The sequence below is a fragment of the Gaetbulibacter jejuensis genome (genome assembly GCF_039524015.1).
GTDB lineage: Bacteria > Bacteroidota > Bacteroidia > Flavobacteriales > Flavobacteriaceae > Gaetbulibacter_B > Gaetbulibacter_B jejuensis.
Map to the genome: position 1 here is coordinate 164,093 of NZ_BAAAGF010000004.1, position 23,540 is coordinate 187,632.

Annotated in this window: 23 protein-coding genes; 21 read left to right on the forward strand and 2 right to left on the reverse strand. The window is 34.9% G+C overall.

Annotation, left to right across the window (positions count from 1 at the left end; translation table 11 throughout):
- Nucleotides 1-39 precede the first annotated feature (39 nt).
- Both ABD011_RS12795 and ABD011_RS12800 read right to left on the reverse strand, forming a co-directional pair.
- On the reverse strand, nucleotides 40-804 hold the full coding sequence (locus tag ABD011_RS12795; RefSeq protein WP_343798831.1) for an O-methyltransferase: 765 nt from the start codon (nucleotides 802-804) through the stop codon (nucleotides 40-42).
- Nucleotides 805-818: 14 nt separating this feature from the next.
- A complete protein-coding gene (locus tag ABD011_RS12800; RefSeq protein WP_343798833.1) occupies nucleotides 819-2,681 on the reverse strand; it encodes an ABC-F family ATP-binding cassette domain-containing protein in 1,863 nt (620 codons plus the stop codon).
- Nucleotides 2,682-2,815: 134 nt separating this feature from the next.
- On the opposite strand from ABD011_RS12800, the gene ABD011_RS12805 reads away from it, so the two are divergent.
- The 21 genes from ABD011_RS12805 (at nucleotide 2,816) to ABD011_RS12905 (ending at nucleotide 23,539) form a co-directional block, all read left to right on the forward strand.
- Nucleotides 2,816-3,577: a polysaccharide biosynthesis/export family protein gene (locus ABD011_RS12805; RefSeq protein WP_343798835.1), complete on the forward strand. Its 762-nt coding sequence runs from the start codon at nucleotides 2,816-2,818 to the stop codon at nucleotides 3,575-3,577.
- A gap of 4 nt (nucleotides 3,578-3,581) precedes the next feature.
- A complete protein-coding gene (locus ABD011_RS12810) occupies nucleotides 3,582-6,059 on the forward strand; it encodes a polysaccharide biosynthesis tyrosine autokinase (RefSeq protein ID WP_343798837.1) in 2,478 nt (825 codons plus the stop codon).
- Nucleotides 6,060-6,063: 4 nt separating this feature from the next.
- The gene (locus ABD011_RS12815) at nucleotides 6,064-6,651 is read left to right on the forward strand and encodes a sugar transferase (RefSeq protein ID WP_343798839.1); all 588 of its coding nucleotides are present in this window, start codon (nucleotides 6,064-6,066) and stop codon (nucleotides 6,649-6,651) included.
- A 2-nt stretch (nucleotides 6,652-6,653) separates the two neighbouring features.
- Nucleotides 6,654-7,946, forward strand: coding sequence for a nucleotide sugar dehydrogenase (locus ABD011_RS12820; RefSeq protein WP_343798841.1), 1,293 nt, complete (start codon nucleotides 6,654-6,656; stop codon nucleotides 7,944-7,946).
- 109 nt (nucleotides 7,947-8,055) lie between these two features.
- Complete coding sequence (locus ABD011_RS12825; RefSeq protein WP_343798843.1) at nucleotides 8,056-9,036, forward strand: SDR family oxidoreductase; 981 nt, start codon at nucleotides 8,056-8,058, stop codon at nucleotides 9,034-9,036.
- A gap of 349 nt (nucleotides 9,037-9,385) precedes the next feature.
- Nucleotides 9,386-10,135, forward strand: a complete 750-nt coding sequence (locus ABD011_RS12830) for a class I SAM-dependent methyltransferase (RefSeq protein ID WP_343798845.1) — start codon at nucleotides 9,386-9,388, stop codon at nucleotides 10,133-10,135.
- Nucleotides 10,136-10,160: 25 nt separating this feature from the next.
- Entirely contained in the window at nucleotides 10,161-11,156 is a 996-nt protein-coding gene (locus ABD011_RS12835) for a glycosyltransferase (RefSeq protein ID WP_343798847.1), read from the forward strand.
- A gap of 64 nt (nucleotides 11,157-11,220) precedes the next feature.
- Nucleotides 11,221-12,066 carry an ABC transporter permease gene (locus ABD011_RS12840; RefSeq protein WP_343798849.1) on the forward strand — a complete coding sequence of 282 codons (846 nt, stop codon included), beginning with the start codon at nucleotides 11,221-11,223 and terminating at the stop codon, nucleotides 12,064-12,066.
- 124 nt (nucleotides 12,067-12,190) lie between these two features.
- Nucleotides 12,191-12,541, forward strand: coding sequence for a four helix bundle protein (locus tag ABD011_RS12845; protein WP_343798851.1), 351 nt, complete (start codon nucleotides 12,191-12,193; stop codon nucleotides 12,539-12,541).
- Between the two features lie 139 nt (nucleotides 12,542-12,680).
- On the forward strand, nucleotides 12,681-13,904 hold the full coding sequence (locus tag ABD011_RS12850; protein WP_343798853.1) for an ABC transporter ATP-binding protein: 1,224 nt from the start codon (nucleotides 12,681-12,683) through the stop codon (nucleotides 13,902-13,904).
- A 2-nt stretch (nucleotides 13,905-13,906) separates the two neighbouring features.
- Nucleotides 13,907-14,674: an FkbM family methyltransferase gene (locus ABD011_RS12855; RefSeq protein ID WP_343798855.1), complete on the forward strand. Its 768-nt coding sequence runs from the start codon at nucleotides 13,907-13,909 to the stop codon at nucleotides 14,672-14,674.
- A gap of 2 nt (nucleotides 14,675-14,676) precedes the next feature.
- Entirely contained in the window at nucleotides 14,677-15,756 is a 1,080-nt protein-coding gene (locus tag ABD011_RS12860; RefSeq protein WP_343798857.1) for a DegT/DnrJ/EryC1/StrS family aminotransferase, read from the forward strand.
- A complete protein-coding gene (locus tag ABD011_RS12865) occupies nucleotides 15,753-17,054 on the forward strand; it encodes a polysaccharide pyruvyl transferase family protein (RefSeq protein ID WP_343798859.1) in 1,302 nt (433 codons plus the stop codon). Before ABD011_RS12860 ends, ABD011_RS12865 begins: the two co-directional genes overlap by 4 nt.
- The gene (locus tag ABD011_RS12870) at nucleotides 17,051-17,764 is read left to right on the forward strand and encodes a WbqC family protein (protein WP_343798861.1); all 714 of its coding nucleotides are present in this window, start codon (nucleotides 17,051-17,053) and stop codon (nucleotides 17,762-17,764) included. Before ABD011_RS12865 ends, ABD011_RS12870 begins: the two co-directional genes overlap by 4 nt.
- The gene (locus ABD011_RS12875) at nucleotides 17,751-18,191 is read left to right on the forward strand and encodes a GNAT family N-acetyltransferase (RefSeq protein ID WP_343798863.1); all 441 of its coding nucleotides are present in this window, start codon (nucleotides 17,751-17,753) and stop codon (nucleotides 18,189-18,191) included. Before ABD011_RS12870 ends, ABD011_RS12875 begins: the two co-directional genes overlap by 14 nt.
- Entirely contained in the window at nucleotides 18,184-19,131 is a 948-nt protein-coding gene (locus tag ABD011_RS12880) for a glycosyltransferase family 2 protein (protein ID WP_343798865.1), read from the forward strand. The genes ABD011_RS12875 and ABD011_RS12880 overlap by 8 nt, the downstream gene beginning before the upstream one ends.
- Before the next feature lie 4 nt (nucleotides 19,132-19,135).
- On the forward strand, nucleotides 19,136-19,942 hold the full coding sequence (locus tag ABD011_RS12885; RefSeq protein ID WP_343798867.1) for a glycosyltransferase: 807 nt from the start codon (nucleotides 19,136-19,138) through the stop codon (nucleotides 19,940-19,942).
- Nucleotide 19,943: 1 nt separating this feature from the next.
- The gene (locus ABD011_RS12890; RefSeq protein WP_343798869.1) at nucleotides 19,944-20,834 is read left to right on the forward strand and encodes a glycosyltransferase family 2 protein; all 891 of its coding nucleotides are present in this window, start codon (nucleotides 19,944-19,946) and stop codon (nucleotides 20,832-20,834) included.
- On the forward strand, nucleotides 20,825-21,763 hold the full coding sequence (locus ABD011_RS12895) for a glycosyltransferase family 2 protein (protein ID WP_343798871.1): 939 nt from the start codon (nucleotides 20,825-20,827) through the stop codon (nucleotides 21,761-21,763). Before ABD011_RS12890 ends, ABD011_RS12895 begins: the two co-directional genes overlap by 10 nt.
- Nucleotides 21,760-22,737: a glycosyltransferase family 2 protein gene (locus ABD011_RS12900; RefSeq protein WP_343798873.1), complete on the forward strand. Its 978-nt coding sequence runs from the start codon at nucleotides 21,760-21,762 to the stop codon at nucleotides 22,735-22,737. Before ABD011_RS12895 ends, ABD011_RS12900 begins: the two co-directional genes overlap by 4 nt.
- Nucleotides 22,721-23,539 carry a class I SAM-dependent methyltransferase gene (locus ABD011_RS12905; protein ID WP_343798875.1) on the forward strand — a complete coding sequence of 273 codons (819 nt, stop codon included), beginning with the start codon at nucleotides 22,721-22,723 and terminating at the stop codon, nucleotides 23,537-23,539. Before ABD011_RS12900 ends, ABD011_RS12905 begins: the two co-directional genes overlap by 17 nt.
- Nucleotide 23,540: the final 1 nt, after the last annotated feature.

Here is a 23,540-nt window from a genome sequence, read left to right on the forward strand (position 1 = left end):
CATATTTGCGATTAATATGACGCTAAAACAACAATCTTGTTACAATCTTATGGTAAAATGTTCTTTGGCTTGCTCTTTTCTAAAAAACACAAAGCCCCAAAAAAAGGTGTCAATAGTTACTGTGACTTTAGGATGTTGCTTTATAGTTTCCCAAGCTTCAGTCATGCCTTTAGACCAATAGATATCATCAAAAATAAAGACAGTATCGTTTGTGGCTTTAGGTAGTAAGGCTTCAAAATAGTGCAATGTTGCATCTTTAGTATGGTTGCCGTCAAAGAAAATACAATCGTAGTTTGAAGTTTTTAAAAGCGGAATCTGCTCGTCAAATGCTCCAGTAATGATAGTAATATTTGGTTGGTTGGTAAATCTTGTTTTTGAAAGTAGTGCTAGATTAGGGCAGCCTTCAATACTTGTAAGTATTGTATTAGGATTTCCAAGATGTAATGCATGAGTTGCTATGCCAACCGAAGTTCCAAGTTCGAGTATAGACTTAAATTTAAAATAATGTGATAATCTATAAAGTAGTTTAGCACGTTTGTAAGTAGTGCCAGATGTTCTTGCAATGGCACATATTTGTCGAGTATTAGATGTTGTGCGTTTAGATCCAGAACCTAAATCGGTTACAGAAACTAAACTGTCATTTCTCAGTAGACTTTGTCTGTAGGATTTAAGCTTGTCGTAGTCAGGGTAGTTAGTAGTGTCGTAAAAACATTTAGTAACCAAATCAAATACAAAAGGCGAGTGTACACCATGTTGGTTGGTGGATTTAAATAAGAATCTTATATATTGAATCACTTGATGCATACGTGTCTTGCGTCTTAGGATTCTAGTTTTTCTGAGAGTTCAAACCACCTGCTTTCTTTGGTTGCGATCTCATCAATAATGTCTTGAAGTGATTGCGATAACGCGTTGATTTTATCTTGAGATAAGCTTGTGTCGTTAAACTTAGCTTCAAGTGCTTTTTTGTCAAGTTCTAAAGAACGAATCTTACTTTCAAGGTTTTTGAGTTCTTTTTGCTCGTTGTATGAGAGTTTTTGTGCTTCGTTTTGCTTTTGGCTTTCTGTAACTTTAGTAGTTTCCTTAGGCGAAGTTTCAGGAGGAGTAGAGCTTTCATAAACCCTATAATCGGTATAATTTCCTGGAAAATCAGTAATGGTGCCATCGCCATTAAACACAAAAAGGTGGTCTACAATTTTATCCATAAAGTAACGGTCGTGAGAAACCACAATTAAACATCCTGGAAAGTCAAGCAAAAAGTCTTCCAGCACATTTAAAGTCACAATATCCAAGTCGTTAGTTGGCTCATCTAGAATTAAAAAATTAGGGTTTTGAATAAGTACAGTACATAAGTACAGACGCTTTTGTTCGCCACCACTAAGTTTTTCAACAAAGTCGTATTGCTTCTTTCTATCAAATAGAAAACGCTCCAAGAGTTGCTGTGCACTAATTTGACGCCCTTTTTTTAATGGGATGTACTCACCAAATTCCCTAATAACATCAATGACTTTTTGTTCAGGTTTTATTTTAATTCCTGATTGCGTGTAATACCCAAACTTTACGGTGTCACCAATAACAACTTTACCTGAGTCGGGAGCTATGGTTTTGGTTAGCATGTTAAGGAATGTGGATTTTCCGGTACCATTTTTTCCAATAATACCTACACGTTCGCCTTTTTTAAAGACATAGTCAAAGCCGTTTAGAATAGTTTTGTTTTCATAGGCTTTTGAGACTTTGTGTAGTTCCACAATCTTACTTCCAAGACGTTCCATGTTGAGTTCCAACTGTACTTGGTGGTCTTTTCGGCGTTGGTGTGCTTTAGACTTTATATCGAAGAAGTCGTCAATTCTAGATTTTGATTTCGTCGTACGCGCTTTAGGTTGTCTGCGCATCCATTCCAATTCCTTTTTGTACTGTTGTTTGGCTTTTCCTGTTTCAACGTCTTCAGAAGCAATTCGAGCTTCTTTTTGTTCTAAATAGTAGGAGTAGTTGCCTTTGTAGGTGTAGAGTTTGCCATGATCTAGTTCAATAATTTCATTACAAACGCGCTCCAAAAAGTAGCGGTCGTGTGTGACCATAAATAGTGTCATTTGCGCTTTTGCAAAATACTGCTCTAGCCACTCAATCATTTCAAGGTCTAAGTGGTTGGTTGGCTCATCTAGAATAAGTAAATCAGGTGTGTTGATAAGTACTTTTGCTAGTGCTAAACGCTTTTTTTGACCACCAGATAGTGTACTGATGCTTTGATGGATATCTTCTAGCTTTAACTGAAACAGAATTTGCTTGTACTGCACATCAAACTCCCAAGCATTATGGATGTCCATTTGTTCAAAGGCTTTTTGGTAGGCTTCAGTGTCCTCAGGGTTTTGTAAGGCCTTTTCATAATTGGATATGATGTTGAGTATGGGTAGGTCTGCATTAAAAATGGCCTCTTCAATAGTTTTGCTGTCCCCAAAGTTTGGGGTTTGCGACAAGAAGGAAACCCGTAACCCATTACGCATAATCACCTGACCCGAATCAGGACTGTCTGCCCCTGAGATGATATTAAGGATAGAGGTTTTTCCGCTACCATTTTTAGCGACGAAAGCTATTTTTTGATCTTTATGGATGCTAAAAGAAATGTCACTGAAGAGCTCCAGTACACCATAAGATTTTGAGATATGTTCAACGGTTAAGTAATTCAAAAGTCATTTTTTTGCAAATAACGGGATAATCCTTAAAAAAAGAAGGAATAGTTTTGATATTCCTGTTGATGGATTATATTTGTGAGGCAACAAGTTACGCAACTATGAATAGATGTTTACTGCTAGTGTTACTCATGGCAATTGGTTTTACCTCTTGTATTCCACATAAAGACACACTGTATTTACAAAATAAAGAGCAAGCTGTAGATTCTTTACAGCTTATGACTGAGCAGCATAAGCCTTATAGGGTACAAATCAATGATATATTAAGTATTCGGGTTAAGGCCTTAGACCAAGAGTCGGTTTCTATATTAAATCCTGCTGGAGATGAGAATCTAAACGCGAGTAGTTCTGAACGCGCTTATTTTGATGGGTTTACTGTTGATGACCATGGTAATATTAATATACCATCGCTTGGAGAAATTAATGTTTTAGGCTATACCACAAAAGAGATACAAGATATTGTAGAAACCAAACTCCTTGAAGAGCAATTTAAGGAAACTGCAAACTTGTTTGTTACCGTAAAACTAGCGGGTTTACGATACACCACTATGGGGGAAATAGGTGGTCCAGGAACTAAAACGTTATTTCAAGAGCGAGTGAATATTTTTGAAGCCATTGCCAATAGTGGGGAAATTCCTGTGACTGGAAATAAAAAAGACGTCTTGGTTATTAGGCAATATCCACAAGGCCAACAAATTCATCATGTAGATCTTACTGATATTAATGTGATGCAGTCCCCTTATTATTATGTTCAACCCAATGATATAATTTATATTAAGCCATTGAAGCAAAAATCATGGGGAACAGGAACGACCTTAAGAGAAAACTTAACATCTGTGGTAACAGTTTTATCAATTGTTACAACTACTCTTTTATTAATTAATCGTATTTAAAGGTATGAACCAAGACCAATTTGATATTGATTCATCTGAACCAAGAGGGAGTACCTTTGATTTTAAAGGCTTTTTGTTTAAAGCCTTAAACTTGTGGAAGCTAGTATTGTTGAGTATTGGTGTGGCTTTAGTAGTGGCTTATTTAATTAATGTTAGAAAGGAAAATGTCTATCAACTAGGATCTTTGATTTCAGTTGAGAGTGATCAGAACCCTTTTTTTACTGCCAATACTAGTATTTCCTTTAACTGGGGAGGTGTTTCTGGGAAGGTTGGTAAAATTATGACGTCAATTAATACCCGACGCCATAATGAATTGGTTGTAGATTCACTTCAATACTACATGCGGTATTTGGTAGAGGGTAAGTATCGTAAGGTAGATGTCTACACTGCTGCGCCTTTTAAATTTTCTATTGATAAAACCCAAGGGCAAATATTAAGTCAACCCATAGGTATTCGTTTTTTAGATAACGAACAGTTTGAAGTATTTGCTGATTTTACTTCTGAACGAAAATCCGTTCAGCGATATGCCGATAAAACCAAGTACAATGTCACAGTGCCTTTAGGTGCTTTTTCTCAAACGTTTAGATTGGGCGATTCTATAAAACTGCCTTTTTTAAATGGAGTTATTACTCCTAGGGCAGGGAAACGTATTATTCCTAATACCGAGTTTTTTGTTCAATTCCTTAATTTTGATGCTGTTGTATATAGTTACCAACGTGCTGTAAAAATCAATCCGTATTCTAGGTCTTCTTCGGTGTTAAGCTTAACAATGGCAGGAACCAATAAAGCTAAGATTGTTGATTACTTAAATGCCACTACAGCCATACTAAGCAAGACAGAATTGGAGCGCAAAAACCTTTACGCCACTAATACCATTAAGTTTATTGACAGTAGTTTGAATGCTGTTAATGATAATCTTAAGGATGTTACTGATGAGATGAATGCGTTCAGAAAACAAAACAAGGTGTTTGACGTCAATGAGGAAATGACTGAAATATCAGGAAAATTGCGTCAGCTTGATGTTCAAAAAGAGACTGAGCAGTCTAAGTTAGATTACCTTAATTCTTTAGAAACTTATTTACGAACCAAAACAGACTATACCAATATTGCAGCACCTACTTCAGTAGGGATACAAGAAGGTAATATATTAAGCAGTGTTGGTAAGATTACAGCATTGGCTATAGAGCGTCAGAGCTTAGAGTACACTACTAAAGAAGGTAATATTCTATTTAAGGATTTAGATCGTCAAATCAATGCAGAGAAGAATGTGTTACTTGAAACTATTGACGCCACCCGAACCACTATAGGTATTTATTTATCTTCAATAAATAACAAGATTGCTAAGTTTGAAGCTGAACTCAGTGAATTGCCAGAAGAGCAACAGGAGTACCTTAAGATAGAGCGTAAGATGAATATAAGTCAGGAAGCCTACGACGTCTATCTTGATAAACGCAGTGAAGCGGCTATTGTAAAAGCTGCCAATGTTTCGGATATTTCTGTTATTGATGAGGCTAAGGATATTGGTAACCCTCCAATAGGACCTAATAAGTCCCTTAATTATATGATGGCGCTGATGATTGGTTTTTTTACGCCAATGTTTTTAATCTTCATCATTTACTTATTAGATCATACCATACACGGTTCGGATGAGGTAGAACAATTGTCTAATATTCCTATACTTGGATTGGTTGGGAAGTATAATTACAAAAACAATTTAGTAGTTTATGAAAAGCCTAAGTCGGCAGTAGCGGAGTCCTTTAGAGCTATACGGTCTAGTTTGCAATTTATCTATAAAAAACAAGGTGTTTCAGATAAAGGTCGCACCTTAATGATCACGTCTTCTGTTAGTGGTGAAGGAAAAACCTTTTGTTCTATTAACATGGCAACGGTTTATGCATTATCTGGTAAGAAAACGATTCTTCTTGGACTAGACTTACGTAAACCAAAGATATTTGGAGACTTTAATATCACTAATGATAAAGGTGTTGTCAATTATTTAATAGAGGAAAGCACTTTGGAGGAGGTGAAATTCACTACACATATAGAAAACCTTGATATTATACCTTCTGGTCCAGTGCCACCAAACCCTTCTGAATTGTTGATGAGTGATTCTATGCGTTCATTAATTTCGCAGTTACGAGAAACTTATGATATTATCGTACTAGATACTCCGCCTTTGGGATTGGTTACTGATGCTTTGGAGTTGGCGCAGTTTGCTGACGCGTCTATTTTTATGGTGCGTTTAGATTATACTAAAAAAGGAATGCTTTCTTTAATAAATGCCAAGTACAAAGCTGGTGAAGTAAAGAATATTAGTTTTGTGCTTAACTTCTACAAGCATAAAACCAATCATAATTATGGTTATGGCTACGGTTATGGCTATGGTTATGGCTACGGTTATGGTGTTTATGGTAATGCATACCATGAAAACGATAAACAATCTATGTGGAAGCGTTTCAGACAATTCCTAAAACGTATTTAGCCTTTTGCTTAGCACTCAACAACTAGCTGTAAAACGAAGTTTTGATTTGGCGCTTAGCCTTTTATTGCTCCCTGTATTGTTGTTGCCTATTCTGTTGCTGATAATTTTAGCGACTATTGATACCAAACAATGGGGATTGTTTTCTCAAGAGCGTGTTGGTCAACACGGACGGTTGTTTAAAATTTATAAACTACGTACACTAAAACAAGGAGCGCACCAGTTGGGTCAGTTTGATGTATATGCTTCTTCTCTTGGTAAACTATTACGGCGAACAAAAGTAGATGAATTGCCACAGCTATTTAATGTTATTTTAGGGCAAATGAGTTTTGTGGGTCCGCGACCAGATGTTGTTGGATATGCTGATTGTCTTGAAGGTGATGATCGTATTGTTTTAAGTGTAAAACCTGGAATTACTGGTCCAGCAACCTTAAAATATAAAGCCGAAGATGTTTTGTTGAGTCAACAAGCAGACCCTCAATATTATAATGATAGTGTCATTTGGCCTGATAAAGTGAAAATCAACAAAAAATATGTGGAGAATTGGAGTTTTTGTTTAGATTTGACAATGATATTAAAATCGATAGCCAACTGATAATGAATACACAAGACAAGATTGCCGTTATAGGGTTAGGGTATGTAGGATTACCACTAGCAGTAGAATTTGCAAAACGATATCCAGTAATAGGATTCGATATTAATCCAAAACGAGTAAAAGAATTACAAGGGGCTGTTGACCGTACTTTAGAGGTTGAAGGTGATGAGTTGAAAGCGGTATTATCAGATGATTTAACTAAAGGTGTTGGACTTTGTGTAACTGACGATACCTCAATTCTTGAGACTGCTAATGTATATATTGTGACTGTGCCAACGCCTACAGATGAGCTCAATAAACCTATTTTTACACCGCTTGTTAAAGCCAGTGAGACCGTAGGGAAAGTATTAAAACCTAAGGATGTTGTTATTTATGAGTCTACTGTGTATCCTGGTGTTACTGAGGATATTTGTGTGCCTATATTAGAACGAGAGTCTGGACTAACCTTTAATAAAGATTTCTTTGCGGGCTATTCTCCTGAACGAATTAATCCTGGTGATAAACTACATACTGTTACTAAAATACTTAAAGTGACTTCGGGTTCTACAGCAGAGACTGCTAAATATGTGGATGACCTTTATAAGAGTATTATTACTGCAGGGACTCATATGGCGCCTTCTATTAAAGTGGCAGAAGCAGCTAAGGTTATTGAGAATTCTCAACGTGACATTAATATTGCTTTTGTAAATGAGCTGTCTAAGATTTTTAGACTATTAGATATTGACACGAAAGCGGTACTAGAGGCTGCTGGAACAAAATGGAACTTTATTAATTTCACGCCTGGTTTAGTTGGAGGTCATTGTATAGGTGTTGATCCATATTACTTAGCACAAAAAGCTATTGAGACTGGATATAACCCAGAAATTATATTAGCAGGACGAAAGATGAATGACAGTATGGGTAGCTATGTAGCCCAAGAAACTGTAAAGATGATGATTAAAAAGGGAGCGCGTATTAAAGATGCTAACGTATTAGTGCTGGGTATTACCTTTAAAGAAAATTGCCCAGATATTAGAAACTCTCGAGTTATTGATATTATAAGAGAATTTGAAACTTATGATGTAGCCGTAGATGTGTATGACCCTTGGGCTTCTGCTGAGGAAGTGCATGAAGAGTACGGACTCAATTTGCTTTGTGATGCTTCGTTACTCAAACAGCAGTATGATGGTATTGTGCTTGCTGTATCTCACAAAGACTTTTTAGGGCTGGATGTTAAGTCTATGAAATCTGATCACTGTGTGGTGTTTGATGTAAAATCTTTACTGCCAAGAGACTTGGTTGATGCAAGGTTGTAAGGGAGAGGAGAGTAGTGAGGAGTGAGGAGAGAGACGCTTGAAGGATCTTCGACAGGCTCAGACTGACAATAAGCATAGAACATAACAATTCAGTAAACAATAAAACAACATGTACGAAAACGCATATCATACCCAAGATTTATCGCAACTCTCTTTTTTAGTTACAGGAGGTGCAGGCTTTATAGGCTCTAATCTTGTGGAATATTTATTAAAATACAATGCTAAAACCGTTAGGGTACTAGATAATTTTTCTAATGGGTATAGGGAGAACTTAAGTGCTTTTCAGTCGCATCCTAATTTTGAACTTATAGAGGGAGATATTAGGGACTTGCAAACTTGTAAGGACGCGATGAAAGACATTGACTATGTTAGTCATCAGGCGGCTTTAGGTTCGGTGCCACGATCAATTAATGATCCTGCTACTACCAATGCGGTTAATATTAGCGGTTTTTTAAACATGATGATTGCGTTAAAAGAAAGTACTACTGTTAAGCGCATGGTGTACGCTGCTTCGAGTTCAACTTATGGCGATAGTAAGAACTTGCCAAAGGTAGAAGCTGTTATTGGCAATCCGCTATCGCCTTATGCGGTTACTAAGTATGTGAACGAGTTATATGCTACTGTGTTTGGAGCTACTTATGGTACTGATGTTATTGGGTTACGCTATTTTAATGTGTTTGGGCCTAAGCAGAGTCCTAATGGTGCTTATGCAGCAGTAATTCCATTGTTTATGCAGGCTTTAAAGGATGGTGTACCGCCTAAGATTAATGGTGATGGGGAGCAAACGCGTGATTTTACGTATGTAGACAATGCTGTTCAAGCTAATGTTAAAGGCTTTTTTGCTTCAGAAGCGGCAAAGAATGAGGTGTTTAATGTGGCTTGTGGCGAACGTATTAGTGTTAATTATCTTTGGACTACTTTAAAGGAAGCTGCTCATTCTACAGTTGAAGCGGTTTATGGTCCTGAGCGCCAAGGGGATGTTAGGGATTCTTTAGCTGATATTTCTAAGGCTGAGCAATTGTTGGGTTACCGTCCTCATTATACGGTTAGGGAAGGGTTGAAACTTACTTGGGATTGGTTTAAAGGATGATTTTCTCAATTAGAGTTTGTGTGTATATGCCCTTTCTAAATTTAATTGGATTCTAGCTTTAAGTCCTTGAGTTTCTGAAATGAATTGTTATCTTAGCCTTTAAACTTAAAGGATTAAGATTTTTGATTGCATTAACTGAACCTCTTTGGTTAACTACTAGCTATCTTTATCAACTGCTATCTTCTAATTTAAATGTTATGGCATGTTGGATAACTTCATTGTTTTTTAATTTTTCTTCAGAACAACACTTAGTAAGAGATTTTTGTTGCGTTCCTAGTTTTACTTTTTTAAGCTCAATGAATTTTAAGAATGATTTTTATAATTCGTTTTTTAAAAGCTGTAGTGTCTTATGAAACGGTTGCAATTAATACAAGAGTTATTTAAATTAACAGCATTTGATACCTATTTGGAAATTGGTTGTTATAGAGGCAGGACTTTTTTCCCAGTAGAGGCCAAAAGAAAAATAGCAGTAGACCCTTTTTTTCATCTTTTATTTAAAAAGGATGCTGTGATATGGGTTTTTAAATCTTTTAAGAATATAAGAAACCGATATTTTGAATTGGAGAGTGATCGTTTTTTTAAAGAAAAGCAGTCGTTTTTAAATTCGATTAGTCCAATTGACGTAGCTTTAATAGATGGGTTGCATACTTTTGAGACATCATTAAATGATGTATTAAATACTTTAAGTTATTTGAATAGAAAAGGTGTTATTGTTATGCATGACTGTTATCCTCCTAATAAAGCTGCTGCTTTAGCAACAAAGCACTTTCCAACAAAAGCAGAACAAGAAGCTGTTGGAGGTTGGACTGGAGCTTGGTGTGGGGATGTATGGAAAACTATAGTGTATTTAAGGCGTGCACATTCTGATTTACTGAGTACGTGTGTTATTGATACAGATAATGGTTTGGGAATTGTAAGGTTTAAAACTAATATAACAGGTAACACGTTACTATTAAACACCGATCTGTATGCTGAGATTGATAGTATGACTTATGATGATTTGATATCAGATTTAAAAGGATTACTTGATTTACAGCCTAAGTCCTATGCATTTGATTTAATTAAAGAGGTTATAAGTGGAGTTAATGCAAATGAGTAAGTGTAATTAAAGGGGTGTTGATAAAATGAATTTAGAAGAAGCACGTGTTTACATAGACTCATCGAGTGATTTATTATACTCCTCATACTACATACAGGGGCTCTATTCTGTTTTTGGAAGGCAGCGTGTACATTATAGTTCTCGTTACTTTAAAGGCTTTAGGCATAGTAATCACTTTTTTGCTTTTGTAGTTGTTAATAAAGGTGAGGAAAGAAAGGTGGTTGTAGATTTTACCGATTCTAAACTTATAGATGACAAAGCGTTAGGGTGGTGCGATGTTTATGGGAAAATTAATTTAGTTTTTAATTCAGTTTCAAGTGATAAGATTGTAGCTATAGGACCCAGTTTTGGGGTTAAGATTTATAATTTGTTTGAAACTTTGTGGTATTGCGGTTTAAACTTGATAAAAGCATACAATCGTATACCAAATAAACGAAAGTTTATGTCGGATTATAAGGCTCAGTTTAAACGCCCTAAGCTAGAATCATATTCTCCTGAGCCATCACATGAGCGAGACGTTTTTTTTATGGCCTCTATATGGAAGCAAGAGCAAGCGACAAATAGGTATCGTGCTAATTTTATAAAAAGCTGCCGTTCTTATCCTTTAATTGATTTTGAAGGTGGTTTTGCACCACGACGTCATAACGACGTTTCAGGTTTTGAAGCTTTAACTACTGCTAGTCGTGTAGACATGTCTGTTTATTTAGAACGCATAAAACAATCGGCAGTTGTTTTTAATACACCTGCGGTAAAGGATTGTCATGGATGGAAGCTTGCTGAGTATTTATGTTTGGGTAAAGCTATAATAAGCACTCCTTTATTACGTGTAATGCCCAAACCCTTAATAGATGGAGTTCATTTTTTAATTACAGATGGAAGTGTTAGTGGTATTGAGAACGCTTTGAATACGCTATTTGGTTCTAAAGCTTTAAGACGTTCATTGGAAGCTTCGTCTTTAGAGTATTTTAATAAGGAGCTAGCTCCAGAACGTGTAATCAAACGCTTATTAAACTTTAATTAAATATAATGTGTTTGAGACGATTAAATATTTTATGAATTATTATATTCGCAGTATATCCTAATTTATGGCTTTAGAGACAAGAGTTTATCAAAAAGAACGTACTATAAAAATAGGAGCGCTTTTAAAAGCGAGTTTAAAAGATATTTATTCGTCTCGATTTTTAGCACGACAATTGGCAGAACGTGATATTAAAGCGCAATACCGACAGTCTTATTTAGGCATTATTTGGGCGTTTGTAACACCATTGGCTACTGCTTTTGTTTGGATTATTTTAAACAGTAGTGGTACGGTGCGATTATCGGATACCGGTATTCCTTATCCAGTCTATGCATTTTCGGGTACTTTGATATGGTCTATAATTGTTGCATCTATTAACTCGCCAATGCAAAGTACTAATGCTGCACGTGGTATTTTAACTAAAATCAATTTTCCTAAAGAAGCTTTATTGGTTTCAGGTATTTATAAGCTATTGTTTGATAGTTTTATAAAGCTGATTTTACTAGTAGTGTTTATTTTTTTGTATGGTGTGGGGTTTCACTGGAGTTTGTTGTTGTTCCCTTTAGCTGTACTTGGTGCTATTCTTTTTGGAACAACGTTAGGTTTGTTTATAACGCCTATGGGGTTGCTTTATAGGGATATAAGTAAAATTATTTCTTTTGGGATGCAGTTTTTAATGTATGCTACTCCTGTAGTGTATGCTATACCTAAAGAAGGGTTTATGAAAACGATTATGTTACTTAACCCTATTACTCCTATTGTGTTGACAGCAAGGGATTTGGTTGTGGGGCTTATGCCGCATTATCTAACCTATTTTTTAATTGTTTTAGCATGCTGTTTTCCGTTATTGTTTTTAGGTTTGGTGATGTATCGTATTGCTATTCCTATTGTGGTGGAGCGGTTGAGTGCGTAGTTTGACGTGAGAAGTGAGTAGTGAGAAGTGAGACGTGAGAAGTGAGAAGTGAGAAGTGAGAAGTGAGAAGTGAGTAGTGAAACGACTATCCGATTCACGATAAAATATTAAAGAAAATAAAGATATGAATCATAAGGATTTAGATGTATGGAAGAAGAGCATGGACCTAGTGGTTGAGGTTTATGACTGGACGACATTATTTCCTGATGAAGAAAAATATGGTTTGATTTCGCAAATGCGTAGAGCTGCTGTTTCTATTCCTTCCAATATTGCTGAAGGGAGTGCTAGAAAAGGAGATAAGGAGTTGTTGCAATTTATAAATATTGCTTTAGGTTCTGTTGCTGAATTGGAAACACAGTATTTAATTGTATTGCGTTTGAAGTTTTCAGAGCCTAATACTATTTTAAATAATTTGTTGATTGAAGTGAAACAACTATTGTTGGGATATAGGAATTATGTGAGACGTAAGACGTAAGACGTAAGAAGTGAGTAGTGAGTAGTGAGGAGTGAAAAGTGAGTAGTGAAACGACTATCCGATTCACGATTCACGACTATCCGATTCACGATTCACGAGAAAACGATTCACGACTAAACGATTTTAAATTAAATAACTAATGAGTAACATACAACATAATAACGAGGTTCTTGTTAAGGTTGAGGGTTTGAGCAAAAAGTTTTGCAAAGACCTTAAAACCAGTTTGTGGTATGGTGTTAAGGATTTGGTTACTGGTATTCGCGGTGGTAGTAAAGACCAAAGTTTACGTGCTAAAGAGTTTTGGGCGGTTAAGGATATTAATTTTGAACTACGACGTGGCGAGTGTTTGGGCTTAATTGGGCATAATGGTGCTGGTAAAAGTACCTTGCTAAAAATATTAAACGGACTCATAAACCCAGATGAAGGAAAAGTCACTATTAAAGGACGTGTAGGGGCTTTGATAGAGTTGGGTGCTGGGTTTAACCCAATATTGAGTGGACGCGAAAACATCTATAACAATGGTGCTATCTTAGGCTTTAGCCGAAAGGAGATTGATAGTAAACTTGAAACCATTATTGCCTTTGCAGAACTTGAGGAGTTTATAGATATGCCAGTACAACATTACAGTAGTGGTATGAAAGTGCGTTTGGGCTTTGCTGTGGCTGCACAGATGGAACCCGATGTATTGATTATAGATGAGGTGTTGGCGGTGGGTGATTTGGGCTTTGTGCTTAAATGCTTTAAGACTATTGATAACATACTGCCTCATACCGCAATTATTTTTGTGTCGCATAGTATGCCTATGGTGTCTCGAATGTGTAATCAAATTGTCTTAATGGATAAAGGAAAAGCTAAATTTCAAGGACAAGATGTAAGTAAAGCTATAGACTTGTATTATAATGAGTTTACATCCAATAATAGTTCGGATGTTGTTTTTACAGATAATACAGTTGAGTTGGTTGAGGCCTCAATAGAAGGTAAATCAAAAACTAACAATGTATATAAAGTTAAATGGGGTGAAAGCATTATTTTAAAGTTTAAAATTAAAGTAGCTAACTTATCTAGCATACCTTTCGTGACTCTAGCTGTATATGATAAAGAGCAAAGAGGAGTAGCAGAAATGTTTCCATCAGGTCAAAATTCTGATTTAAGTATTGTTTCAAATGAAATTACTTATGCTATTGAATTAAAAAACTTATACTTGTCCAAAGGTTTTTATAACATAACATTTACCGCTTCTGAGCAATTTGGTTCAAATGCATATTTTAAAATTCATAAAGCATTAACGATCCAAATTGACCATGAAAAACAAATATGGACAGCATTTTTATTAGATTCAAAGGTAATTGGATTAAACAATTAAAAATGAAAAAAAGAATAAAACATATAATAAAAAAAATAGGTTATACATTAGTGAAAAATGAAAGTTTCGACAAGCTAACCAATCATAAAAGCATTAATGCTAAAGGTGAGCTGTTGGATAGTTTTTTTTCCTTATTGAAAAGCCTGAATTTTTATCCTGAAGCTATCTATGATATTGGGGCAAACAAGGGTAATTGGACTTTTGAATGCTTAAAATATTTTCCTAATGCTACATATTACTTATTTGAACCTCAGCAGAGTCTTGAAAGTGATATAAAAAATCTTGTCGGACATTATAAAAATGTCCATTTGTATTCTGTAGGTGTAGGTGATGTTAATGATGATTTGAATTTTACAATACATAAAAGGGATGATAGTTGTTCGTATAATTATACCGAGGATGAAGCCAAAGTAAAAGGCTTTAAACAAATTAAATTGCCAATCGTAAGGTTGGATTCTTTTGTTGTTGATAATAATTTAAAGCCACCTAATCTTTTAAAGATTGATGCTGAGGGTCTTGATCTTAAGGTTTTAGAAGGTGGTTTAGCTTTACTATCGAGTGTAGAGGTTATTATGGTAGAAGTGGCAATTGTCAATCCTAGAATGGAAAATACCGTATTAAATGTTTTAAATTATTTAGACGATAAAGGGTTTAAATTATTTGATATTACAGATATTAATAGACCTTTTTCTAATAATGTTTTATGGTTGAGTGAATTTGTTTTTATAAAAAAGGAAGGTATGTTGGATCAAGACTATAATAAAATTTAAGGATGATCAACGTCACTAAAACGTTTTTACCTCCGCAAGATGAGTATCAAGCTCTATTAAAACAAGCTTGGGATACGGGTTGGATGACTAACCGAGGGGTTTTGGTAAAGGCTTTAGAAGCTCGATTGCAATCTTATTTGGATGTGCCTAGAGTTTTGACTATGACCAATGGTACTTTGCCTTTACAGATTGCTATTAAAGGCTTAGGACTAAGCGGCGAAATTATTACCACACCTTTTAGTTATGTGGCTACGACGAGTAGTATTGTGTGGGAAGGTTGCACGCCTGTATTTGTAGATATTCATCCAGACTATTTGACTATTGACGAGACCCAAATTGAAGCTGCTATAACCGAGCGTACTACTGCTATTTTAGCGACCCATGTTTTTGGTAACCCTTGTGATGTGGAAGCTATTGAAACTATTGCAAAAAAGCACCACTTAAAAGTGATTTATGATGCGGCCCATTCTTTTGGGGTGCGGTACAAAGGGCAGTCTGTTTTTAATTATGGTGATGTGAGTACCTGTAGTTTTCATGCTACCAAGTTATTCCATACCGGAGAAGGTGGTGCGTTGTTTTGTCAACCTGAGTATTATGATGTGTTGTTTTACCATCATAATTTTGGACATCAAGGCAATGAAGCTTTTCAAGGGTTGGGGATTAATGCTAAGATGAGTGAGCCACAAGCTGCTATGGGATTAGCAGTATTGCCTTATATGACGGAGATTTTAAACGAACGACAGCTTATATGTGAGCAGTATAGTGCTGCATTTGAATTGACACCGTTGGAAGAGTTGCCTATAAGACCTGATACCGATTGGAATTATAGTTATTACCCTGTGCTGTTTGAGAGTGAAGCTCAATTGCTAAAGGTTAAAGCTGCTTTAGAATTGCATTCGATTTTTCCGAGGCGTTATTTTTACCCTAGCTTGAATACATTACCTTATTTAGAGATTACACCTATGCCTATTTCGGAATCTATTTCTAAGCGCGTGATGTGTTTGCCACTTTATGTAGGTTTGAAAGCGAACGATTTTGAAACTGTAAACCAAATAATTAGAATTATTAAAACTAATATATGAAGATTTTAGTGATTGGGCAGTGTACTTTACACTGGGGAAGAATGGAGTTTGGAAATATTGGAAACTATTATATTATAGAGCCTTTTTTTAGACAGTTGCACCGTGTTTTTCCTGATGCTCAAATTAGTACTACGTTTCAAATGTCGGAAGCGTTTTGTTTAAAAGAGTCTGTGGAAGTATTACCAATGCATTTATATTACTCTTGGGATAATGACTTAGTACAGGCAAAAGACGAATTAGTCATAGCAAACCGTTATATAGAGAATGGAATGTTAGAACGTACTACACCTTATATTGATGTAGTAAAGGATATGGACTTGGTAATTGACTTTAGTGGCGATATATGGGGCGATAATGCAGATTTTTTAGGAGAGGATCGTTTTATGGTTGGACTCTTAAAAGATAGGGTAGCACAATTATTAGCAAAGAAAACCGTAATGCTTGCAGGGTCTCCAGGTCCGTTTAATTCCAAAAAGAATATTGATTTTGCGAAAGAAGTGTATGCCAATTTTGACCTTGTAACAAATAGAGAATCTATTAGTATACAATTGCTAGAAGAGAATGGGTTTGATACTAGTAAAACCAAAAGCCTTACTTGTCCTGCTTTTTTGTTTGAACCTACAGACCTAAAAAACCTCTTAAAATTTGATGCTTTGGAGGCTATTGTTGCTAAAGACCGTAAAAGTGTTGGCTTTTTAATATGTGGTTGGAATTTTACTACAGGCCCATTTGATAAATGGCCAAGGCATGATAGTGAATATTTGGTTTTTGCTGAGGCTATTGAAGCATTCACCGATAACTATGACGTTGATGTTTATTTAATGTCGCACTCAAATGGATTTCCTGTTCCACCAAAACAGTTTGAATTACAACATGGAAGAGACTATCCAATTATAAAGCAATTACAAAAGGTGTTATTGGAGCGTGCTAATTGTAGAAATGTTTATGCTCTTGATGGTGTTTATTCTGCATGGGAAACCAAAAGAATACTAGGTGCTTTTGATATGGTGGTAAGTGGGCGAGTTCATGCTGCTGTTGCTGCAATGAGTCAATGTGTGCCTACTGTTGTTATAGATTATGGGCATGAACCTAAAGCCCATAAGTTAAGAGGTTTTGCTCAAGTAGCTGGACAAGACGCTTATGTTGCCCATCCTGATGAAAAAGATAGTTTACAGACTAAAATGAATACCGTTTGGGATAATAGGGAAAGTATACATAACGATTTGGTAGAAAAAATTCCTAAAGTAAAAGCCTTAGGTAAAACACATTTTGACCTACTAAAACAAATTTGTTTATGATGCCTAAGAAAGTAGCTATTATGCAACCTTATTTTTTGCCTTATTTAGGTTACTTTCAATTACTGAAATTAGTGGATGAGTTTGTTATTTATGACAATATACAATTTTCTAAAAGTGGCTGGTTTCATAGAAATAGGATTTTAGAGCATAATAGTATTAAATACATCACTTTACCACTTCAAAAGGATTCGGATTTTTTGAATGTGAATGAAAGGTGTCTAGCTACTAACTTTGATATTCAAAGAGTTAAATTGTTAAGTAGGGTGAAGAATGCCTATCATAAAGCACCTTATTTTGATACTGTTTATCCTTTAATTGAAGCTATACTATTTTTTGATAGCCATAACCTTTTTGATTTTACGCTTAACTCCATACAAAAACTGTGTGACTATTTGGCTATAGATTATACTATTACTGTTTCGTCTCAGGTAGCGGTTAATCATGATTTAAGAGGGCAAGACAAAGTTTTAGCGATTTGTAAAGCAGTTAATGGTACTGTATATGTCAATCCTGAAGGTGGTATTGATTTATATAGTCAATCAGAGTTTGCCTCAAATGGTATAAGTTTACAGTTTTTAACCTTTAAACCTCAAAAGTATTCTCAGTTTTCAAGCTCATTTCAATCTCATTTGTCTATTTTAGATGTGATGATGCATAATTCAGTTCAGACCATACAAACTTTTTTAAGTGAGGATTATGAGCTTAAGTAAAGTTGAAATTAATACTAGTTCTTTTAAGGACATTGTAGCGCATTTGGTAAGATGTAATAGTTCTTTTAAGCCTGAACTATCAACTTATGTAGATATACCAGAGTACTCTAAAAAGCTCACAGAATATTCAGAAAGGTATGAAGTATGGGATAATGATAAACTAATCGCTTTATTGGCTTTTTATCATAAAGAGTCTACAATTTATATTAGTAATTTGAGTGTTGAAAAAGATTATCAAGGCGCAGGTATAGCGAGTACTTTATTGAATACGCTTAAAAATACTCTTTTGAATGATGAGATGGACTCCATTGAGTTAGAGGTTTATAAGGAGAATATTATAGCTAAAGCATTTTATGAAAGACATGGGTTTGAGGTAGTGTCTTCATTAAATAATAAATTAACTTTAATACTTAAAACAAATGTCTAAACCTAAAGTTACAGTTTGCTGTATTACCTATAACCATGAAAAGTATATAGCTGAATGTCTTGATGGTTTTTTACTACAACAAACGAACTTTGATGTTGAGTTTTTAATACATGACGATGCCTCAACAGATGGGACGCAAAATGTTATTCTTTCCAAGGTGGGTAATGATAGTAGGTTTCAGCTCATCTTACGAAAAGAGAATATTAAGTCTACAGGTGTGCCAGTGTTTCCTATTTTATATAAGCAAGCAAAAGGAGACTATATAGCACTTTGCGAAGGCGATGATTATTGGACAGACCCTTTGAAACTGCAGAAGCAGGTTGATTTTTTGGAAGCGAATGACGACTATGTGATTTGTTTTCATAAAGTGAAAATTTTAAAATCTAATGGTCAAATCGTTGATGACTTCATAACAAAAATTCCGGAGCACTATGAGACCATTGAAACTCTGGCTAAATATGGAAACTATATACATACGCCTTCAGTAGTTTTCAAGAATATAATTAAAGAATACCCTGTGGAGTTTAATGAGGTGCCATTTGGTGACTATTTTTTATATATGTTATTAGCACAGCATGGTTATATTAAGTATTTAAATGAGGCTATGAGTGTATATAGGGTAGGGGTTGGAGTTATTTCTAAAATGACAGGGTTGGATATAGCGAATAATAATGTGAAATTATATTCATGTATGGTCTCAGTTTTGGATGATCATAAACTAAAAAAGATAATCTATAAAAAGCAATTAGATGTTGTAACAAGCCATTATTTAGAGATAGAAGAAAAATTGAAGTTAATGGAAGAAAAATATAATTCTTTAAAATTAGTTCAATCCAATTATTTTGTGTCTAATCATACTTTTTTTAGACTTCTTAAAAAAATGATAACTAAATGTAAAACTTTTAAAAGAAAGTTACGTCAGTTAATTAAACTTAGGTAGTTAAATGATTTCGATACTAGTATCCACATATCGAGAAAAATTATTTAAGGCGCTGTGTTTGAATATAAAGCAAACTATAGGAGCTGTAGATTATGAGATTTTAAAAATTCATAACGAAGGAACTTATAGTATCACTAAAGTATATAATGACTTAGCCAAAACCGCACAATATGATTTGTTGCTTTTTTTGCATGAAGATGTTAGCTTTATTACAAATGAATGGGGTGTTTTGTTATTGAAAGCTTACAAAAATACAGCATTAGGTGTTGTAGGTTTAGCAGGTTGTTCAAAGCGATTTAAATTGCCTACAGGTGTTGATTTAGGCATAAAAGCTTACAGGAGCATTACTGTATTACATGATAATGATGAAGAAAGTAAGCGTGTTGAAGCTCCTTTCGCTGTTAAAAGTGTTGATGGTGTTTTTATGGCTGTACCAAAAGACGTTTGGGAGCATGTAAAGTTTGACGAAACAATTAAAGGTTTTCATGGATATGATTTAGATTTCTCATTAAGAGTTTCAAAAACCTATCAAAATATAGTTTTACCGAGTATACAGCTTTTACATTTTTCAAAAGGTAATTTTGGAACTGAATGGGTTAACTCTATTTTAAAATTATATACTAATCCTAGTTATTGTTTTGATATACCAACAAAAGATGAGCTTAATTTTGTGAGGCGATATTGGTATTCAAGATTGAGTGATGAAGCTATTAGTTTTAGTACTAAGCTTAGGTATTTGTTTGCTATGGGAGTAAGTGTTGGCTCTTTTAAGAAAGCTATTGTATTTTTATTTAAAACTAAAGGTCGTTAAATTGAAGAATCAACCACTAGTATCTATCTGTATACCCACTTATAATGGTGCCGATTATATTGTGCAAGCGATGGACTCTGCATTAGCGCAAACCTACCCAAATTTAGAGATTGTGGTGTCTGATGATGCCTCCATAGATGCTACTCTAGAGCTTATAGCCTCTTATAAGACCAAGACTTCAATCCCTATTTACATACATCATCATACACCCAATGGTATTGGAGCTAACTGGAATCATTGTGTAAGAAAGGCTAACGGGGAATATATTAAGTTTTTATTTCAGGATGATGTGCTGCTGCCTGAATGTGTTGCTCTTATGGTGGCTGTTTTAGAGCAGCACCAAACTATTGCTTTAGTAGCTTCAAAAAGAGAGTTTATTGTAGAAAGTTCTTATTTGAATGATACGTCAAAGGCTTGGATTGACACTTACAATGATTTACAGTGTACTTTAGACTATCCGGTTAAAAATGCTATTCAAGTATTGAATAGAAGTTTGTTTAAGCATCAATCTTATTTTGATTCTCCTAGAAATAAAGTAGGAGAGCCATCGACGCTATTGTTTAGAACCTCGTTACTAGATACTGTTGGTTATTTTAGAGAAGATTTAAAGCAAATTTTGGATTATGAGTTTTATAATAGGGTGTTGAAGCGTTACTCTATTGCTATTATGCAAGAACCACTTGTGAAGTTTAGGTTACATGGTCAACAAGCCACAGTTTTAAACAAGAACAATGACCAAACTGATTATGTTATATATGATAGGCTTATGTATGATGATTATTTATGGAGTTTAAATAAGGATATGAGGCTTTATTTTTTGAAAAAGTACAATCCATTTGTACGTTTAGTTTTTAAAGGTTTAAAAAGGTTAAAACGATTACAATGGAAGTAGCTGTAGTTATAGTATCGTATAATGGAGCACGTTGGTTATTTGACTGCTTAACGCATGTGTTTGGTAGTACAATAGCGTTGAAAGTTATAGTAGTAGATAATCATAGTACAGATGCGAGCTGTGAAATTATAAAAGGATTTACTGATGTAGAACTTATATTATTAGATGAGAATTATGGTTTTGGAAAAGCTAATAATATTGGTATATCATATGCACTAAGTAAAAATGCAGACTATGTGTTTTTGTTAAATCAAGATGCTTACTTGGAAACTCAGACTATAGAACAGTTAATAGAAGTGCATCAAAAGACTTTAGGCTATGGTGTATTGAGTCCTATTCATTTAAATGGGAAAGGTTTGGGTCTTGATATTAATTTTTCTAATTATATTCAAAAGAATACATCTCTTGTTTATGATGCTTTAAAAGGGCATTACACAGCGTTAGTTTATGATGTTCCTTTTGTTAATGCTGCTGGTTGGTTAGTACCTAAGGAAACATTTAAAAGTATAGGAGGTTTTGATCCTATTTTTTACCATTATGGAGAAGATGTTAATTATTGTCAACGATTATTGTTTCATGGGTACAAGATAGGTGTTGTGCCTAACGTGTTTTTGTTACATGATAGAGAACAACGCATTACAAAAGAGCCTCAAACAGATGCAGAAAAGCTTCAATTAGTAGAGCGAAAGTTAAAGACTCACTGGGCTGATATAAATATAGAGGTTGAAACCTTAATAACTCGGTATAAACATTCTATTAAGAAAACCATTGTAAAACAAATTTTGCAATTAAAGTTTAAGAGGGTTTTTTACTATAAGAAAGAGTTAAAGTTGATAGATTCGTTGTTGCTAGAGGTGCAGAAGAGTAGGCGGTTGAACCGAGAAGAGCATCCACATTATTTAAATAGTCACACTACAAAAAGGGTATGAGTTGTTTGGTAACTATAATTATTCCTGTGTTTAATCGCGCGCATATGATAGGTACAGCTATAGCTTCCTTACAAGCTCAAAGTTATACGCATTGGGAGTGTGTAGTGGTTGATGATGGTTCGAGTGATGGTACTGTAAAGGTGTTGGCTGATTATGTGGCAGAAGATGCACGGATACGGTATTACACACGAGAGCGGTTACCTAAAGGTGCACCAACGTGTAGAAATATAGGGTTACAGCATGCTAAGGGTAATTATGTTATTTACTTAGATTCTGACGATTATTTGTTGCCTTTTTGTTTGGAGCAGCGTGTTGCTGCTTTTAAAAAGAATCCTACCGCTCATTTTTTAGTTTTTCCGATGGGTGTACAAAAGGAAGATGTTGTTGTAAAGCAAGAAATACCTGAACATACTGATTATTTGATTCGTTTTTTGTCAGCTGATTTACCTTGGCAAACTATGTGCCCTATTTGGGACAGGAATTTTTTAAAGGCTTTAAATGGGTTTGCTGAAGGGTATCCACGTTTTAATGACCCTGAGTTAATGATACGTGCCTTATTGCAAGACCATCTAGACTATAAGGTGTTTGCTGATTATGACTACGATAGCGTTTTTATACCTAGTGTTAAAGCCCAAGCGGTGTTTACTACTAAGGTTTATAAAAGTTTACAGTTGTTTGTGCCTGATATTGCTAAACTGCTAGATGTTAAAGAGAAAACACATTTAAAACCCTATTTGTTGTTATATTTACATTTATGGTTTAAGTATTTTTACGTGCCATTAGCAAAGAGAGGTTTAAAACCCTCAATGCGCTTATTACAATTGTATAGGCAACATGATATTTTAGGGTTTAAGCAGTATATGAGCTTGCTTGCTCGATTGCTAGTGTATGCTGTAAGTGTAAAGGTATTGCCTAAGGCTATTGATAAACTCACTGAACAACGACTTTATAGACCCAATGACAAAGATTTATAAACGTATACAGCAGTCATTAAAGACCCGATGGTTACTGTTTAAAGATGAGCTAGAGGTTAGGTTAGGCAAGCGACACCCTTTGTTGCCCCCTAGGCGGTATAACTACATAAACTCTGGTGTTAATTCTGAAATAAACCAAGAGTTTTTTAACTATTTTAAAGATTTGTGTGGCTTACAGCCAACGGATTCGGTTTTAGAAGTTGGTAGTGGATTTGGGCGAATGGCTATTCCATTAACAGAATACCTTAGTACAGAAGGGCGTTATGAAGGTCTTGAGATAATACAAGATGGTGTTAATTGGTGTACTTCAAAATTTACAACTAGATATCCAAATTTCAAGTTTCAGTATATAGATGTTTATAATGAGCGTTATAACCCTAAAGGTAGGCAAGAAGCTTCAAACTTTTTATTTCCTTATAACAATGAAACTTTTGATTTTGTTTATCTCACTTCTGTTTTTACACATATGTTTTATGATGATGTTGCGCATTATTTATCAGAGATTAATAGAGTGTTAACACCAGGAGGAGTATGTTTAATAACTTATTTTATACTAGATGATATTTCACTAATGCAAATAAGGCATAAGCGAGGTGTGTTTAGTTTTAGGCATGATAAAGATGGAGCATTTATAGAAGATATGCAGCAGCCTGAATATGCAGTAGCTTATACCTTAGACACTATAAGGTCGCTTTATAAAACACATAAACTAGAGATACAGTCCCCAATACGCTATGGTAACTGGAGTGGTAGAGAGCCTTATTTAAGTTTTCAGGATATTGTTATTGCTAGAAAATTATAAA

Bases quoted from the DNA above. Each gene is read 5' to 3' on its own strand.
- ABD011_RS12795 (WP_343798831.1), bottom strand. From the start codon at position 804: ATGCATCAAGTGATTCAATATATAAGATTCTTATTTAAATCCACCAAC.
- ABD011_RS12805 (WP_343798835.1), top strand. From the start codon at position 2,816: ATGGCAATTGGTTTTACCTCTTGTATTCCACATAAAGACACACTGTAT.
- ABD011_RS12810 (WP_343798837.1), top strand. From the start codon at position 3,582: ATGAACCAAGACCAATTTGATATTGATTCATCTGAACCAAGAGGGAGT.
- ABD011_RS12820 (WP_343798841.1), top strand. From the start codon at position 6,654: ATGAATACACAAGACAAGATTGCCGTTATAGGGTTAGGGTATGTAGGA.
- ABD011_RS12825 (WP_343798843.1), top strand. From the start codon at position 8,056: ATGTACGAAAACGCATATCATACCCAAGATTTATCGCAACTCTCTTTT.
- ABD011_RS12830 (WP_343798845.1), top strand. From the start codon at position 9,386: ATGAAACGGTTGCAATTAATACAAGAGTTATTTAAATTAACAGCATTT.
- ABD011_RS12835 (WP_343798847.1), top strand. From the start codon at position 10,161: ATGAATTTAGAAGAAGCACGTGTTTACATAGACTCATCGAGTGATTTA.
- ABD011_RS12840 (WP_343798849.1), top strand. From the start codon at position 11,221: ATGGCTTTAGAGACAAGAGTTTATCAAAAAGAACGTACTATAAAAATA.
- ABD011_RS12845 (WP_343798851.1), top strand. From the start codon at position 12,191: ATGAATCATAAGGATTTAGATGTATGGAAGAAGAGCATGGACCTAGTG.
- ABD011_RS12850 (WP_343798853.1), top strand. From the start codon at position 12,681: ATGAGTAACATACAACATAATAACGAGGTTCTTGTTAAGGTTGAGGGT.
- ABD011_RS12855 (WP_343798855.1), top strand. From the start codon at position 13,907: ATGAAAAAAAGAATAAAACATATAATAAAAAAAATAGGTTATACATTA.
- ABD011_RS12860 (WP_343798857.1), top strand. From the start codon at position 14,677: ATGATCAACGTCACTAAAACGTTTTTACCTCCGCAAGATGAGTATCAA.
- ABD011_RS12865 (WP_343798859.1), top strand. From the start codon at position 15,753: ATGAAGATTTTAGTGATTGGGCAGTGTACTTTACACTGGGGAAGAATG.
- ABD011_RS12870 (WP_343798861.1), top strand. From the start codon at position 17,051: ATGATGCCTAAGAAAGTAGCTATTATGCAACCTTATTTTTTGCCTTAT.
- ABD011_RS12875 (WP_343798863.1), top strand. From the start codon at position 17,751: ATGAGCTTAAGTAAAGTTGAAATTAATACTAGTTCTTTTAAGGACATT.
- ABD011_RS12880 (WP_343798865.1), top strand. From the start codon at position 18,184: ATGTCTAAACCTAAAGTTACAGTTTGCTGTATTACCTATAACCATGAA.
- ABD011_RS12885 (WP_343798867.1), top strand. From the start codon at position 19,136: ATGATTTCGATACTAGTATCCACATATCGAGAAAAATTATTTAAGGCG.
- ABD011_RS12895 (WP_343798871.1), top strand. From the start codon at position 20,825: ATGGAAGTAGCTGTAGTTATAGTATCGTATAATGGAGCACGTTGGTTA.
- ABD011_RS12900 (WP_343798873.1), top strand. From the start codon at position 21,760: ATGAGTTGTTTGGTAACTATAATTATTCCTGTGTTTAATCGCGCGCAT.
- ABD011_RS12905 (WP_343798875.1), top strand. From the start codon at position 22,721: ATGACAAAGATTTATAAACGTATACAGCAGTCATTAAAGACCCGATGG.